This is a genomic window from Amycolatopsis rubida, from assembly GCF_900115345.1.
Lineage (GTDB): Bacteria > Actinomycetota > Actinomycetes > Mycobacteriales > Pseudonocardiaceae > Amycolatopsis > Amycolatopsis rubida.
This window is the reverse complement of record NZ_FOWC01000007.1, coordinates 264514-280741: the sequence shown is the minus strand read 5'-3', so window position 1 is coordinate 280741 and position 16228 is coordinate 264514. Positions and strand designations below refer to the sequence as shown.

Sequence of the window (16228 nt, the reverse complement as noted above, 5' to 3'; positions counted from 1 at the left end):
TTCCGATGATCAGGAGTTTCAATGAGCACGAGTGACCGCAGGTCCGGCAGCCCGCTGGACGAGGCCCTCGCGGGGATGCTGCCAGGCGGGCAGTCGCACGGCGCGCTGCGCGGGATCGTGGTGCTGGACATCACGCGGGTCGTCGCCGGGCCGTTCTGCTCGATGCTGCTCGCCGACCTCGGCGCGACCGTGATCAAGATCGAGAACCCGAAGGACCCGGACTACGCCCGCGACTTCCCGCCCGTGCTGGAGTCCGCGGCCGGGGAGAAGTTCAGCGGGTTCTTCGCGCAGTTCAACCGGAACAAGTTCGGCCTCACCCTCGATCTGTCCACCGAGGAGGGAAAAGCGACCCTGCGGAAGCTGGCGCGCAGCGCCGACGTCCTCGTCGAGAACTTCCGGCCCGGCACGATGGACAAGCTCGGCGTCGGCTATCCCGTGCTGCGGAAGGAAAACCCGCGGCTGGTGTACACGGCGATCTCCGGCTACGGGCAGACCGGCCCCTACCGCCGCCGTCCCGCCTACGACAACAGCGCACAGGCGACCGGCGGGCTGTGGTCGATGAACGGCTTCGCCGACCGGCCTCCGGTGCGCGTCGGCACGATCATCGGCGATCTGTCCGCGACGATGTACGCCGTCATCGGAACCCTCGCCGCCCTGCGGCACGCGGAGCGGACCGGCGAGGGCCAGCTCGTCGACGTGTCGCAGCAGGACTCGGTGCTCAGCCTGACCGAGAACGCCGTCGTCTCCTACACAGTCGACGGGAAAGTGCCGTCGCCGCTGGGCAACGAGCATCCGTTCGTCAAACCCTACGAGCTCTACCCGTGCAAGGACGGGTTCGTGTTCTTCGGCGGCTACACCGACAAGTTCTGGCGGCTTTCCTGCCATCTGTTCGGCAGGTCCGAACTCGTCGAGGACCCGGAGATCGACACCATGGCCAAGCGGTTCGACCCCGCGGTCTACGAGCGGCGCATCCGGCCGTTGCTGCACGAGTGGTTCGCGGACAAGACGAAAACCGAACTGGAGGAGATCGTCGGCGACGCCGTTCCGCTCAGCGCGGTCAAGGACATCGGCGAGGTGGTGGAGGACCCGCAGATCGCCGCGCGCGACATGGTCGTCGACGTCGAGTACCCGGAGTTCGGCGAGCTGCGCATGTTCGGCTCGCCCATCAAACTCGGCGGAACGCCCGCCCAGCCTCGCGGCCTGGCCCCGAAAACCGGCGAGCACTCCGACACCGTGCTCCGCGCGCTCGCCGGCCTCGACGAAGCGGAGATCGCGGACCTGCGCGAGAAGGGCGCGATCTGATGGGCGGCATCACCCTGGACCGCGACGGGGCCGTCGCGGTCATCCGGTTCGACCGGCCGGACAAGCTCAACGCGCTGACCCTGGCGATGTACGAGGAGCTGGGCGCGGCGTTCGACGAGGTGCGCGACGACGACGCGATCGCGGTCGCCGTGCTCACCGGCAGCGGCGACCGGGCGTTCTGCGTCGGCGCCGACCTCGCCGAGTCGATCCCGGCGCTCGCCGAAGGACGCTTCGACATCTCGGAGTGGGACGGCGCGCACCAGAAGCACACCACGCTGTTCAAGCCGGTGATCGCCGCGGTCAACGGGCTCTGCCTCGGCGGCGGGTTCGAGATCATGCTCTCGACCGAGATCCGGATCGCGGCGGAGACCGCCGAGTTCGGCCTGCCCGAGACCGGCGTCGGGGTCGTGCCCGCAGGCGGCACCCTCACCCGGCTCGCTCGCCAGATCCCGTACGTGTGGGCGATGGAACTCATGCTGGAAGGCGACCGGATCACGGCTGAGCGCGCGTTGCGGTACGGATTGCTCAACGAGGTCGTTCCGGCCGCGCAGCTGATGGACACAGCGCTCCGCCGGGCACACCGGCTGACCGAAAAGAGCGGCACCGCGCTGGCGACAGTGAAGGAGGCCGTGCTCCGTCTCGGCGACCTCCCGCAGGATCAGGCCTTCCACAGTGAAGCTCTCTACGGTCAGAAGGCCTTCACCTCGGCCGATGCTCGTGCGGGGCTGGACGCTTTCGCCGCCCGTCGACGCCCGGACTTTCCGTCCCGGCGCGGCTCCACGCCTTCGGGCTGAACGGGACGCCGGTTCAGCGCGGCGGTGGGAAGGGAGAGTTTCGATCCGGCGACCCTGGCGGGTCGTCGAAGCCCAATAGTTCCCACTGGGCGAGGACGACGCGCCGCCGGGTCGAGGCTCGGACCCGCAGCCGGTAGTGCCGGCACGCGGCGGGATCGGCGAGCACGAACGGCCGGGTCTGGCGCCGCCACCGGAACACCTCACCGGAGCGTTCGTCCAGGATCCGCCACTGCTGGCCGTCGTCGGAGCCTTCGAGCACCCAGTCCTTCGGATCGCCCGCGCGGCTGCCGGAGGTGAGCGTGTAGAGCACAACCTCGCGCGGCTCGCCTTCGGCGGTGAAGGCGATGGTCGGCCTTGGCGTGCGGAAGACGGCTTGGGTGCGGCTGGTGTCGTCCGACAGAACGCCGTGCACGGTGAGGTCGCGCAGCGGCGCGGGGGCGACCGGGGCGACCGGTTCCGTGCCCCAGTCGCCGGGCTCGGCGCGGACGTCGAACTCCAGCACCGCGCCGCGGGCGAGGACCGCGTGCGCGAGGGTGGCCGAAGGGTGCGGTTCGCCGTCGACCGTCAGGCCGTGCACGTAAGGCGTGTCGGTCGCGGCCCGGGGCGCTCGGATCACCAGGTCCTTTCCGTTGTCGAGGTGCACGGTGGCGGAGCGGAACAGCGGCGCGCACACCACGTACCGCGGGCTGCCGACCGCCAGCGGGTAGAGACCGAGGGAGGTGAAGACATACCAGGCCGACATTTCCCCGTTGTCCTCGTCCCCGGGATAGCCCTGGCCGAGTTCGCTGCCGAGGTACAGCCGCCGCAGCACCTCGCGGACGGTCCGCTGCAGTTTCGCCTGCGCCCCGGTGAAGGCGTAGACGAACGGGATGTGGTGCGAGGGCTGGTTGGAATGCGCGTATTGGCCCATCCGCACGTCCCGGGCCTCGGTCATCTCGTGGATCCGGCCGCCATGGCCGGTCTCCGGGAGCCGGAAGAACTCGTCGAGTTTCGCTTCCAGCGCTTCGGGTCCGCCGTGGAGCGCGGCGAGACCGGGACCGTCGTGCGGCACGGAGAACGCGGTGTTCCAGGCGTTGGTCTCCACATAATCCGGACCCCACACCGTCGGGTCGAACCCGTCAGCCGGGTGCCGCCAGCCGCCGTCGAGGCCGCGGCCCTGGAAGAAGCCGATCCGTGTGTCGAAGTGGTTGGCGTAATGCTGGGCGCGCTGGCGGAAGTAGACGGCGTTGTCGGCGAACCGGCGGGCTCGCGCGCCGCTGCTTTCCCGGGCGAGCGCGTCGGACAGGTTGGCGAGGCCGAAGTCGTTGAGACAGCCTTCGAGCGCCCAGGACAGGCCACCGCGCGTCGAGGTCGGCGTGTAGCCGAGGAACACGGAGCGGTCGAGCCCCTTGCGGCCGACACCTTTGCGTGGCGGGCTGACAGTGGCGTTCTTGAGCGCGGCGTCGTAGGCGGCTTCGACGTCGAAGTTCGTAACGCCCTTCAAGTAGGCGTCGGCGAACGCGACATCGGAGCTGGTGCCGGTCATCAAGTCGGCGTAGCCAGGGGAGGACCAACGCGCGATCCAGCCGCCTTCGCGGTACTGCTGCACGAAACCGTCGATCATCCGGCCGCACTGGCGCGGCGCGAGCAGCGCGTACGCGGGCCAGGCGGTGCGGTAGGTGTCCCAGAAGCCGTTGTTGACGTACAACTCGCCGTCGACGACCTTCGCGCCGGTGCGCCGCCGCGTGCTCGGCCGGAAACTCCGCACGACCGGGCTCGCGTGCCGGATGCCGCGCGGCGTGTTCTCGTGCGCGACGTTCGGGTACAGGAACAGCCGGTAGAGGCACGAGTAGAAAGTGGTCAGCTCGTCCTCGGACGCGCCTTCCACTTCGACGCGGCCGAGCACCTCCTGCCAGCGTTCCCGTGCCTGGTCCCGGACCCGGTCGAACGTCGTGCCCGCCGGGATTTCCAGCGCCAGGTTGCGTTTCGCCTGCGCGAGACTGATCAGCGACGTCGCGATCCGCAGCGTCATCTCGGACGCGGCGAACTCCAAGCTCCCGGTCACCGTCCGCCAGAACGGCCGCCGGATCCGCCCGCCGCCGGAGGGCCGCTGATCAGCTTCGGCGTAGACGAACATCCGCCGCGCGCCGGTCGACAGCCCGCTTCGCACCCACGTGTGCCCGGTGACGATCCCGCGCTCGGCGTCGATGCGAAGACCGCCGCGGTTGCGGGCGTTGTCGAACAGCACCCAGCCGCGTCCGGACGGGAACGCGAACCGGAACATCGCCGCGTGCTCGGCCGGTGCGACCTCGGCGGTGATGCCGCCGCGGAACCGCACGCGGTAATGGTGCGGCCGGTCGGTCTCGTCGTCGTGGCCGAACGCCAGCGAACGCCGCACGCGGTCCGGCTCGACCGGGCCGGTGCCGGGCATGAGGTGAAAGGTGTGCCGGTCGCCCATCCACGGACTCGGCTGATGGCTGAGCCCGAACGCCTGCAGCCGCGGCTCGTTCCGCGCGTCATTGTGCCGGTGGTAGGAGTAGAACCAGTTCAGCGCCCGCGCGTCGGTGACCGGGGTCCAGAAGGTGAACCCGTGCGGGACAGCGGTGGCCGGGAAGGTGTTGCCGCGGGAGAACTCGCCGCTGGAATGCGTGCCGCGGGTCGTGCGGACCCAGTCGACCGGGTCCTTGCGCTCCGGCGGACGCCCGGCGATCCGGACGTCGTCCAGCCAGCCCGTCCCGTCTCCGTCGAACGCGGTCGTCAGCAGGATCCGCCGCACCCGCCGTCCCGCGAACGCTTTGAGCGGACGACGCACCAGGTTCCACTGATCGACGCAGAGCGTTTTCGCGTCCGGCGCGAACCCGGCGCGGCTGCCGTCGTCGAACTCGACATCGAGCGCGACGTGCGTGCTGCGGTAGCTCGGCGCCGGACCGTCGGAGGCCGGGAAGACCACATACGACAGTGCACTGTGGTCAGTGACCGGAATGTCCACCTCGAACAGTGTCACGGTGGGCCCGGCCTGATAGCGCAAGGCTTTCAACCCGGTGAACCCGACGCCGGTCTTCGCGGTCGGCGACCGGCGCGGCCCGCTGTCCACCCGCGCCCCCGCGAGCGGCTGCGGATCGCCCGCTTCGAACGAGGAGAAGAACGCAGCCGTGGTCACGGTCCCCACGGTAATCGCTCCCGCACCGGATCAGCTCGCGGTGAACCGGATCAACCCCGCATCGGTGGAAGCGAAGCCGCAAGCGTCGAAGTAGAACGGGCGCAAATGCGGTTCGAAGTCCACGTGCAGCCACTCGCAGCCCGCGTCTCTCGCGGCGTCCCTCGCCCGGCGGACGAGTTCGGTGCCGATGCCGCGGTGCTGCCAGTCCCCGTGGACCTTCGGGTCGAGCAGGAACGCGTGATCCGCGCCGTCCCACGCCACGTTCGCGAAGCCGACCAACGTGTCGCCGTCGTGCGCGCTGACCCAGCCGAGACTGTGCCGCTTCGCCCGGTCCCACCAGCCGGGTTCCGCACGGCCGCCGTGCGCTTCGGTGAGAGTGACGAGTTGGGCGTCGGTGAGGGTGGCGCGCACGGCGCTGGATGCACCAGCCACCCAATAAGCTGCAGCTCGGCGGATCCCGCACCGTCGTCAGCCGCGACCCGGACCGAAGCCGGCTGCCCGGGCAAGGAGCCGATCTGCCGCGGGCCAGGAACCCGGAACGGATCCGAGCCCCTGGCCCGCGGCGATCTTCCTGGAATCGGCCGGTCAGAACTTCGCGCACTGCCCGGCGGACGGGCCGCGGACGGTGTTGGCGAGGTCGTGATCCGTCGGCGCGGGGGAGTTGCCCGTGCAGGCCAGCGGCCCGCCCACGGTGCTGCTCGCGATCAACGGCCCCTGGTTCCCGGTCAGGTTCACCGGGCCGGAGACGTCGGTCAGCTCGATCGACACCGGACCGGTGCTGCCGGTGATCGACACCGGACCGGCCACCTTCGTCCGGTTCAGCACCACCTGCGCCGCACCGGCCGCCGCGATCGGGCCCTTGATCTGCCCGCCGCGCACGATCAGCGAAGCGCCGCGCGCCACACTCACCGGACCCGACACCGTCGCGCCGTTCAGGCACACCACGCCGCTCGACACGGTCAGCGGGCCGTTCTGCACGCCGGTCAGCGTCTTGCCGCACGACGCGTCCGGACGGCCCAGCAGCTCGAACTCCGCCAGTGTCGCCGGACCGCCGGTGGCCGCGGTGACCTCCAGCCGGTAGTAGGCGTAATGCGCCGGGTTCTTCACCGCGAACGCCCGGGTCTGCTGCCGCCACTGGAACGACTGGTCGGTCTGCTGATCGGCGACCGTCCAGGTCTTCCCGTCATAAGACCCCTTCAGCGTCCAGCTCTTCGCGTCGCCCGCTCCGGTGCCGGAGGTGAGCGTGTAGTGGGTGACCGCCTCGTCGGTCGACTTCAGCTGGTACTGCACCGCACCGGTCACCTTCGCCTGCGTGCGCGAGGTGTTGTCCAGCAACGCCGACGCGTCCGAACCGTCCGAAGTGGACAGCGTGCCCAGCCCCGGTCCGGTTTCGTCGTGCAGCGGCGTCGGAACCGCGTCGCCCGTGGTGATCGACTTCGGCGCGTCGCCCGCGCCGGTGCCCCACGTCGACGGGTTCGGGCCCATGTCGAAGTCGAGCGTGGCGCCGTGGGCGAGCACGTCGTGCGGCAGCGACGTCGACGTCCAGTTCTTCCCGTTGACCTTCAGGCCCTGGACATAGACGTTCTTCGCCGAGTTCTTCGGCGCGTTGATCACCAGGTCCCCGCCGGGCAGGTGCACAGTCGCCTTGGTGAACAGCGGCGACCCGATCGCGTAGTCCGGGCTGCCCATCTGCAGCGGGTAGAAGCCCAGCGCGCTGAACACGTACCACGCGGACATCTCGCCGTTGTCCTCGTCGCCCGCGTAGCCCTGGCCCAACTCACTGCCGGTGTACAGCCGCGACACCGCTTCGCGCACCTTCGCCTGCGTCTTCGCCGGCTGGCCCGCGTAGTCGTACATGTAAAGGATGTGGTGCGAGGGCTGGTTGGAGTGGCCGTACTGGCCCATCCGCACGTCCCGCGCCTCCCGCATCTCGTGGATCACGCCGCCGTAGCTGCCCGGGAAGTTCGCGGTCTCCTGGTCGGCGAAGAACTGGTCGAGCTTCGCGCCCAGCTTGTCCTTGCCGCCGTAGAGATTCGCCAGCCCCTGCCCGTCCTGCGGCACGGTGAAGGCCATGTTCCAGCCGTCGGTCTCGGTGTAGTCCCCGCCCCACTGGCGAGGGTCGTAGCCGGCCTTGGCCTTCGTGAACTTCCCGCTCGCGTCCTTGCCCTGGAAGAACCCGGTGCTCGGGTCGAACAGGTTCACGTACTGCTGCGCCCGGCTGGTGAAGTACTGGTAGTTCTCCAGGTACTCCGCCTTGCGCGGATCGTCCGCCTTGGCCTGGTCGTACAGCTTCTTCGACAGGTTCGCGATGCCGAAGTCGTTGACGTAGCCCTCGATCGCCCACGAGAAGCCCTCGCCGGTCGAATTCGGCGTGTAGCCCAGGAACTCCGACTGGTCCAGACCCTTGCGGCCGACCGCCGAGTTCGGCGGCGTCACCGTCCCGTTCTTCAACGCCGCGTCGTAGGCCGACTCGACATCGAAGTTCGTCACGCCCTTCTGGTAGGCGTCGGCGAACGCGACATCCGAGCTGGTGCCGGTCATCAGGTCCGCGTAACCGGGGGAGGACCAGCGCGCGATCCAGCCGCCGTCGCGGTACTGCTGCACGAAACCGTCCACCATCTTGCCCGCCATGTCCGGCGTGAGCAGCGAGTAGGCGGGCCAGGTGGTCCGGTAGGTGTCCCAGAAGCCGTTGTTCACATACGTCTGCCCGTCGACGACCTTCGACCCGGTCTGCGTCGCGGTGTCCGTGCCGGTCTTCGGCGACACCGGGCTCGCGTACCGGTACTTCGGCGCCTCCTTCGTGCCGGCGTTCTCGAAGCCCTCGTTCGGGTACAGGAACAGCCGGTACAGGTTGGAGTACAGCGTCTCCAGCTGGTCCTTCGACGCGCCCTCGACCTCGATCACGCCGAGCTGCTTGTCCCACGCCTGCTGCGCCGCGTCCCGCACCGAGTCGAACCCGGCGTTCGGGGCGATCTCCTGATCCAGGTTCTTCTTCGCCTGGTCCACGCTGATCAGCGACGTCGCGATCCGCATCGTCACCGTCTTGTCCGCGCCCGCGTCGAACCGCAGATAGCCGGTCACGTTGTCGCGGTTCTGCCCGGTCAGCTTGCCGCCGGTCGTGACGGGCTTGTCGAACGTCGCGTAGACGAACATCCGCCCGGCGCCCGCGGACAGCCCGCTCTTCGCGTCGGAGTACCCGCTGAGCGTGCCGTGCGCCGGGTCGAGCGTGAGCCCGCCGGAGTTGTTGACGTTGTCGAAGACCAGGCTGGAATCAGCGCCCGGGAAAGAGAACCGGAGCAGCGCCGCGTGATCCGCCGGCGCGATCTCGGTCTTGATCCCGTTCTGGAACGTGACGCCGTAGTAATGCGCCCGCGCCACCTCGTTGTCGTGCGTGAACGGCAGCGCCCGCTTGTCGCGGTTCGCCTCCGGCACCCCGCTCGCCGCCGACGGCATCACCTGGAAGCTCTGCCGGTCGCCCATCCACGGGCTCGGCTCGTGGCTCACGCTGAACGCCTGCAACTGCGGGAGATTGTCCGCGTTGTTCTGCGAATGGTAGTTGTACAGCCAGCTCGCCGAACCCGCGTCGGTCACCGGAGTCCAGAAGTTGAAGCCGTGCGGCACCGCGGTCGCCGGGAAGTTGTTGCCGCGCGAGAACGTGCCGTTCGCGAGCGTGCCGCGCGTGGTGAGCACGTTGTCGCTGGGCCGGGTGCTGGCAGGCGGCGTCGGCGTCGCGGAGATCTTCAGATCGTCCAGCCAGCCCGCGAACTGCGCCGGCCCGTTCGGATTGTCGTAGCCGATCGCGATCCGGTCGATCGTCTTGCCCGCGGCGACCCGCCCGATCGCCGACCGCACCAGGTTCCACTGGTTCGCGTAGAGGACCTTGCTCGCGCCCTGGCCCTCCGGCGTCAGCGGGAACCCGTACTGGTCGGTCGCGCCGAGGTCGCGCAGCCGCGTGCCGTCGGTGAAGTCCAGGTCGACCGCGACGTTCGTGCTCGGGTACTTCAGATCGCCCTCGACGAACTGCGGCTGCACCTTGTACGACAGCTCGGTCGTCGCGGTCACCGGGAGGTCGACGTCGTAGACCTTGTTGTAGGAGTAGCCGTGCCCGGCCTTGGGCTGGCTGCCGGAGTACCGGAACGCCTTCTTGCCGGTGAACCCGACCCGGTTCTTGTTGGTGTAGCCCTGGCTCGGGCCGGAATCCACGACGCTGCGCATGTTCGGCAACGGCGGCGGGGCCGGATCGTCGTTGGCCAGCAGCAGCTCCGAGAACTGCATGATGTCGTCGCCGTGGTTGCGCGTGACTTCCAGCTGGTAGTACCGGTACGGCGCGCTCGGGGCGGACAGCTTGTAGTCGTTCTGCTGGAACCGCTTGCCGAACGACTGGCCCGACTGCTTGTCCAGATCGGTCCACGTCTTGCCGTCGTCCGAACCGCGCAGCGTCCAGTCCTGCGGGTCGCGGCCGGGCGAGTCGTTGGCCGAGGAGACCGCGTAGTGCGTGATCTTCGTCGGCTCCGACAGCGTGAACGTCACCGACGCGGCCGGCTCCCACGACAGCCACTTCGTGCCGGTGCTTCCGTCGATCAGATTCGCCGCGACCTCGCCGCCGCCGGTGTTCTCGCTGGTCGCGCTGACGTCGGTGACCTTGCCCCGGATGTCGCCGGGGATCGCGGTCCCGTTCGCGCCGTCCACCCCCGAAGCCCGCGGCTTCCCGGCGGCATCGGTGTCGACAGCATCCTGGATCGGTTGCGGGTCGTTCGGTTCGAACGAAGAAACGAAGTCCGGCGGGGCGGCCTCGCCCGGCGCGGCACCGGCCGCGGCGGGCAGGACGACCAGGCCCGCCGCCGCCACCGCCGCGGCGAGCACGGCGTGCAACGGTCTGGCGCTTCGGGGCATCATTGCTCCCAGTTCGTCAGGGGATCGGGGCCCGGGACTCGGTCATCCCGGGGCCCCGGAAGCTCAACGCGCGGGTGACATCGATGTCAAGGCCGCCCCGCAAACCTGACCGGAAACGGACAACCCTGCCCGGTCCCCGCTACGGCAACCGGGTGCCCGCCCGGCGGATGGCCCCCATGCGGCATCGGGTGCATCTCGCGTGCGGCGGGTGCGGGACTCTCCCCAGCGGGTCGCCCCGGCAGGCGCTGCGGAGATGCGTGAGGGGAACCCTCAGGGAATCTGATTCCCTGAGGGTTCCCCTCACGCACAGCTCGCGTGCAGTCGGTGGGCGGGCGCAGCGTCGACGGCGCGCGGGCAGATGAGGTGCGGTCGGCGAGGCGGCCCAGCCCGATGCTGGGCATCGCCGCGCGAGGGCGCCGGGAAACTGCACGGGGGAGGCTCGGGCCGGTCGGGGAAGCCGTCGGCGCTCGGCCAGTCGAGCGCACCCGCGCCCAGACCCGGCGGGTATAACAGAGTCCATGCCAGACGACGCCATCGATCCCGACGAGGACGCCCGCCGCCGGGCCGGACTCGCCCTCGCCAACGGCGACCCCACCGGGTGGTTCGAGCCCCTCTACGCCGCGGCGGAAGCGGGCGAGGCCGTCCTGCCGTGGTACCGCGGCGAGCCCTCGCCGGAACTCGCCGCCTGGATCGCCGGGCGACCCGGCCACGGGCGTCGCGCGCTCGTCGTCGGCTGCGGGATGGCCGACGACGCCGAACTCCTCGCCGCCGCCGGATACGAGACGTCCGCCTTCGACGTGTCGCCCAGCGCGATCAAAGCCGTGCTCAACCGCTTCCCGGACACCGTCGTCTCCTACCGCACCGCGGACCTGCTCACCCCGCCCGCGGAATTCCACTACGCCTTCGACCTGGTCGTGGAGATCATGACCGTCCAGTCGATGCCCAAGGACGTCCACGACCCGGCCATCGCCTCGGTGTCCGGTTTCGTCGCGCCGGGCGGAACGCTCGTCGTCGGCGCGGTCGCCGAGGAAAGCATCGACCTCGACACCTGGTCCGGGCCGCCGTGGCCGCTCAGCAAAGCCGAAGTCGAGTCCTTCGCCCGAGACGGCGTCACCGCGACCTCGCTGCGGCGCGTCCGCGACGACAGCCGCTGGTGGGCGGAGTTCACCCGCTGATGCCCGAGGACCGTCCCGCGACCAGCCACGAACGCCGCGCCGGGCGTCCGTGGGACGCGTCCTATCAGGACGGTCCGGCGCCGTGGGACCTCGCCCGCCCGCAGCCGGCGATCGTCGAACTCGCCGCCGAAGGGGCATTCCGCGGCACGGTCCTCGACGCCGGCTGCGGCACCGGCGAGAACGCGCTGCACCTGGCCGCCGCCGGACTGTCCATTGTGGGCGTCGACATAGCGGAAACCGCAGTGGTGCAAGCGAAAGAGAAAGCGCGTGACCGGGGGATCCCGGCCGAATTCGCCGTCGGCGACGCGTTCCGGCTGTCCGCTTTGGACCGGACCTTCGGCACCGTCCTCGACTGCGGCCTGTTCCACACCTTCGACACCGAGGAACGGCTGGCCTACGTCGACAGTCTCGCGTCCGTCACCGAACCGGGCGCGAGACTGCACGTCCTGTGCTTCCGGGAAACGGACGGGGACGCCGGACCGCATCCGGTCGCCCGAGCTGAACTCGAAGCGGCGTTCCGGAGCGAGGCCGGGTGGCGGATCGAAACTTTGCGGGACAGCCGGATCGTCGCCAGGTTCGCGCTGGACGGGCTTCCCGCGTGGCTGGCGACGGTCGAGCGGGGCGGGGCGTCGTGAGTGTTGAGCACGGTCGGAACCGTGATCAACACTCACGAGCGGCTCAGCAGTCCTGGAGGAAACGCGTCAGCACCCGCGTCCCGAACCGCAGCCCGTCCACCGGCACCCGCTCGTCCACGCCGTGCGCCATCGCCCGGTACGGGAAGCCTTCCGGCAGCGCCAGGGGAGCGAAGCCGTAGCACGCCATCCCCAGCTGGGTGAAGGCTTTCGCGTCGGTCCCGCCGCCCATGCAGTACGGCACCACCACCGCCTCCGGGTCCTCCGCCCGCAGCGCTTGCGTCATCGAGTCGAACCACGGCGAATCGACCGGAGCCTGCACCGGCGGCTGATGCGCCACGAATTCCCGCGTGACGCCCTCGCCCAGCAACGAATCCACCACCGCGAACAGGTCGTCCTCGGTCCCCGGCAAGACCCGGACGTCGACCTGCGCGGTCGCCGTCGACGGGATCACGTTCACCTTGTACCCGGCGTCGAGCATCGTCGGCGTGGTGCTGTTGCGCACCGTCGGCACCACTAGCGACCCGGCCGTCCCCAGCCGCGCCACGGTTTCGTCGACCGCGTCGCCCGAAGAAAGATCCACCGGCACGCCCAAAGCGGCGCCAGTCCGTTCCAGGAACGCGCGCACGGTCGGCGTCAACTGCACCGGCCAGCGATGGTCCGCGATCCGCTGCAACGCCCCGACCAGCCGCACGACCGCGTTCTCCGCATTCGGCCGCGACCCGTGCCCGGCCCGCCCGCTCGCGGTCAGCCGCAGGTGCGCGGTGCCGCGCTCGGCCGTGCCGACCGGGTACAGCCGCACTTTCCGGCCGTCCGCGGCGGGCACGTGATAGCTGTACCCGCCGGACTCGCTGATCGCCGCCGCGCAGCCCTCGAACAGGTCCGCGTGCTCCTTGACCAGCCAGTGCGCTCCGTAGTCGCCGCGGTCCTCCTCGTCGGCCACGAACGCCAGCACGAGATCCCGCCGCGGCCGCAGCCCGGAAGCGACAGCGGCCAGCACCATCGCGCAGAAATCCTTCATGTCGACCGCGCCCCGGCCCCACAGGAACCCGTCCCGCACCTCGCCGGAAAACGGCGGTACAGACCAATCGGCGGCGCGAGCGGGCACCACGTCCAGATGCCCCTGCACGAGCAGCGCGGGCAGCGTCGGATCGGTGCCCGGAATCCGCGCGACGACGTTCGACCGCTGGAGCTCGGGCTCCAGGATCCGCGCCGGAACCCCGTGCCGGTCAAGGAATTCGGCGACGTACTCGGCGGCGAGCCGTTCGCCCGCCGCCTCCCCGCCGCCGTAGTTGGTGGTGTCGAACCGGATCAGGTCCGCGCACAGCGAAACAACGTCGAGCTCAGCCATAAATGCCCTGCACCGCCCCTGCCGCGATGGCCGTGACCACCTTGAACGCCTTCATCGCCTCGGTCATGCTCGGCGCCTCGAACGCGACCCGGCGCGTCCCGGTCTGCTCCACGGTCGGGATCACCGCGGTCGCCTGCGCCAGATGGCTCGCGTCGAACTCGACCTCGATCCGGTGCCGTCCCGGCGTCCGCTCGGTCCGCCCGGCCAGCGTCATCGACTCCCGCGCGCCCGCCTCCAGCAGCTTCGCCGTGCGCGCCGGCGGCAGGCAGATCGCCGCGTACCGGCTCACGCATTCCTTGACCTGCACCAGTTCCGCGTCCGGCGCGTAGTCGCGCGCGTCCTCGCAGGTCTGGTCGTCGCCGCTGACCAGCAGCACCGGCACGCCGTACTCGCCCGCCATCGCCGCGTTCAGCCTGCCCTCGCTCGCGGGCACGTCGTCCAGCCACACGCCGGTGATCTGGTTTTCCAGGTACGTGTGCGACAGGACGCCGTCGAACCCGGCCCCGGCGTGGTAGCCGAGGAACACCACACCGTCCACACCGGAATCGATGCCTTGCATCATCGACAGCGGCTTGTGCCGCCCGGTCAGCATCCGCGCGCGTTCGTCGAGGTCTTCCAGCAGCAGGTTGCGCTGCGACGAGTGCGCTTCGTTGACGAGCACGTCCGTCGCCCCCGCCGCGTACAGGCCGGCCAGGACCGCGTTGACGTCGCCGGTGAACATGCCCCGGAACCGCTGCCACTGCGGGCTCCCGGGCACGACGTCGTCGGTCCAGGTGACCCCCGTGGCGCCTTCCATGTCGGCCGAGATCAGGATCCGCATGCCGGGCACTCTAGTGATCCGCGTCGCGCGCATAACGATCGGACACGCAGCGGCACCGTCACATATTGCGCGCTTCCCGCCGTATGTGGTTACTTTTCGTCTCTGGGGTCGGGGATTGACGATGGGGTGGTTCTGAAGTGCGAAATAAGCACAGGCGGCACGGGTTGCGCCGCGTTTTCGGTGTCGTGATGGCGGGAACGCTGGCGATTCTGCCGCTGGCGGGCACTGCGACAGCGCAGCAGCAGGCGCAGCCGAAGGTGCTGCGGGTCGCGTTGACCACTGGTATCGACCACTTGAACCCGTTCACCGCCGGGCTCGCCGCGTCGACCCAGGTCGGCCGGTTCATCTACGAGTTCCTGACGATCCCGTCGCAGGACAAGGCCGAGGCCGCCCCGGCGCTCGCCGAATCGTGGACCACGTCGCCGGACAAGCTGACCTGGACGTTCAAGATCCGCCAGGGCGCGAAGTGGTCCGACGGGCAGCCGGTCACCGCGAAGGACGCCGCGTTCACGTTCAACCGGATGCTCACCGACGCCACCGCGCGCACCGCGAACGGCAACTACGTCGCGAGCTTCGAGTCGGTGAAGGCGCCCGACGACGCCACGCTGGTGATCAAGACCAAGACCGTCCAGTCGTCGATGACCCTGCTCGACGTCCCGATCGTGCCCGAGCACGTGTGGTCGCGGATCAAGGACCTGAGCGACCCGAAGACCGACACCATCCCGGTCGTCGGCGTCGACGACGGGCCGTACCAGATCACCGAGTACAAGCAGAACGAATACGTCAAGTTCAAGGCCAACAAGAACTACTGGCGCGGCGCGCCCAAGGTCGACGAGCTGCAGCTGCTGGTGTTCAAGGACGTCGAGGCCGCGGTGAACGCCCTCAAGCAGGGCGAGGTCGACGTGATCAACCGGCTCACCCCGACCCAGTTCGACGCGCTCAAGGGCCAGCCGAACATCGAGCTGAACAAGGCGCCGGGCCGCCGCTACAACGCGCTCAACATCAACTTCGGCGTCGAGAACGCGGAGAACAAGCCGATCGGCAACGGCAACCCGGTGCTCAAGGACCTCCGGGTGCGCCAGGCGATCGCGCAGTCGATCGACATCAAGACGATCGTGGACAAGGTCGCCGGCGGCTACGCCCAGCCCGGCGGCGGCGTGATCCCGCCGATCTACTCGGCCTACCACTGGGATCCCGCGCCGGGGGAGGCGCGCAAGTTCGACCTCGCCGCCGCGAACGCCGCGCTCGACGCGGCCGGCTACCCGAAGGGCCAGGACGGCATCCGCACCGCGCCCGGCGGCGCGCGCCTCGAACTGCGCCTCACCGGACACGCGAACCGCGCGCCCGACCAGCGTCTCGCCCAGTACATCACCGGGTGGCTGCACGACATCGGCATCTCGGTGAAGCAGGAACTCGTCTCCGACGACGAGCTGAACGACCGCACCAACGCGGGCAATTACGACCTCGCGATCTCCGGCTACGCGAACAACCCGGACCCGGACTACTCGCTGGCCCTGCACACCTGCGCCGCGCGGCCGAACGCCGAAGGCAAGGGCGGCACCACCGACACGTTCTTCTGCGACCCGCAGTACGACGCGCTCTACGCCAAGCAGCTCGCCGAAACCGACCCGGGCGTCCGCGCCGGCTACGTCAAGCAGGCCCAGGCGCGGCTCTACAGCCAGGCGGTGAACGTCGTCTACGACTACGACGACGCGCTTGAGGCCTACCGATCCGACAAGTTCTCCTCCTTCGGCAAGCAGCCGCAGCCCGAGGGCTCGATCCTCGAGCAGACCGCCTACTGGGGCGTGTACGGCGCGGTCCCCGCCGACGCGTCGGCCGCTTCCTCGGACAGCGGTTCCGGAACGACGGTGTGGATCGTCGTCGGCGCAGTCGTGCTCGTCGTGCTCGTGGGCGGCGGCATCGCGCTGTCCCGCCGCGGCAAGTCCGCCGAAGACCGGGAGTGAACCCGATGCCGCACACATCGCCAACCCCGGTCCGGCGGTCCGTGAAGGGCCCTTTGCGGGAATCCAGGTCCTTCACGGCAGCCACGTCCGATGCCAGGGACGTGAGCCGGTGCCACAGGCCGGACCTGGCAGGCGGGGTTTGCCCGTTCGTGAGGGAA

10 protein-coding genes are annotated in these 16228 nt (G+C 69.7%); 5 read left to right on the top strand and 5 right to left on the bottom strand.

All coding sequences use genetic code 11. The features are described from left to right. The first annotated feature begins 21 nt into the window (after window positions 1-21). Both BM362_RS26555 and BM362_RS26550 read left to right on the top strand, forming a co-directional pair. The gene (locus BM362_RS26555) at window positions 22-1302 is read left to right on the top strand and encodes a CaiB/BaiF CoA transferase family protein (RefSeq protein WP_244287296.1); all 1281 of its coding nucleotides are present in this window, start codon (window positions 22-24) and stop codon (window positions 1300-1302) included. Next, window positions 1302-2096, top strand: coding sequence for an enoyl-CoA hydratase/isomerase family protein (locus BM362_RS26550; protein ID WP_067588793.1), 795 nt, complete (start codon window positions 1302-1304; stop codon window positions 2094-2096). The genes BM362_RS26555 and BM362_RS26550 overlap by 1 nt, the downstream gene beginning before the upstream one ends. Before the next feature lie 13 nt (window positions 2097-2109). On the opposite strand, the gene BM362_RS26545 is transcribed toward BM362_RS26550, so the two are convergent. The 3 genes from BM362_RS26545 to BM362_RS26535 form a co-directional block, all read right to left on the bottom strand. Beyond that, entirely contained in the window at window positions 2110-5235 is a 3126-nt protein-coding gene (locus BM362_RS26545; protein ID WP_093575110.1) for a GH92 family glycosyl hydrolase, read from the bottom strand. A gap of 30 nt (window positions 5236-5265) precedes the next feature. Beyond that, complete coding sequence (locus BM362_RS26540; RefSeq protein ID WP_067588791.1) at window positions 5266-5667, bottom strand: GNAT family N-acetyltransferase; 402 nt, start codon at window positions 5665-5667, stop codon at window positions 5266-5268. Window positions 5668-5820: 153 nt separating this feature from the next. Beyond that, window positions 5821-10128 (bottom strand): GH92 family glycosyl hydrolase, encoded by a 4308-nt coding sequence (locus BM362_RS26535; protein WP_093575109.1) that lies wholly within the window; start codon window positions 10126-10128, stop codon window positions 5821-5823. A 518-nt stretch (window positions 10129-10646) separates the two neighbouring features. Between BM362_RS26535 and BM362_RS26530 the strand changes: the two genes are divergently transcribed. Together BM362_RS26530 and BM362_RS26525 are read left to right on the top strand one after the other, a co-directional pair. Further along, on the top strand, window positions 10647-11303 hold the full coding sequence (locus BM362_RS26530) for a class I SAM-dependent methyltransferase (RefSeq protein ID WP_067588789.1): 657 nt from the start codon (window positions 10647-10649) through the stop codon (window positions 11301-11303). Next, window positions 11303-11938, top strand: coding sequence for a class I SAM-dependent methyltransferase (locus BM362_RS26525; protein ID WP_093574977.1), 636 nt, complete (start codon window positions 11303-11305; stop codon window positions 11936-11938). Before BM362_RS26530 ends, BM362_RS26525 begins: the two co-directional genes overlap by 1 nt. Window positions 11939-11981: 43 nt before the next feature. Here BM362_RS26525 and BM362_RS26520 read toward each other — a convergent pair whose 3' ends face one another. Both BM362_RS26520 and BM362_RS26515 read right to left on the bottom strand, forming a co-directional pair. Beyond that, window positions 11982-13286, bottom strand: a complete 1305-nt coding sequence (locus BM362_RS26520; RefSeq protein ID WP_093574976.1) for a M20/M25/M40 family metallo-hydrolase — start codon at window positions 13284-13286, stop codon at window positions 11982-11984. Further along, a complete protein-coding gene (locus tag BM362_RS26515; protein ID WP_093574975.1) occupies window positions 13279-14106 on the bottom strand; it encodes a M55 family metallopeptidase in 828 nt (275 codons plus the stop codon). Before BM362_RS26515 ends, BM362_RS26520 begins: the two co-directional genes overlap by 8 nt. A gap of 188 nt (window positions 14107-14294) precedes the next feature. Between BM362_RS26515 and BM362_RS26510 the strand changes: the two genes are divergently transcribed. Then, entirely contained in the window at window positions 14295-16070 is a 1776-nt protein-coding gene (locus BM362_RS26510; protein WP_244287295.1) for an ABC transporter substrate-binding protein, read from the top strand. Window positions 16071-16228: the final 158 nt, after the last annotated feature.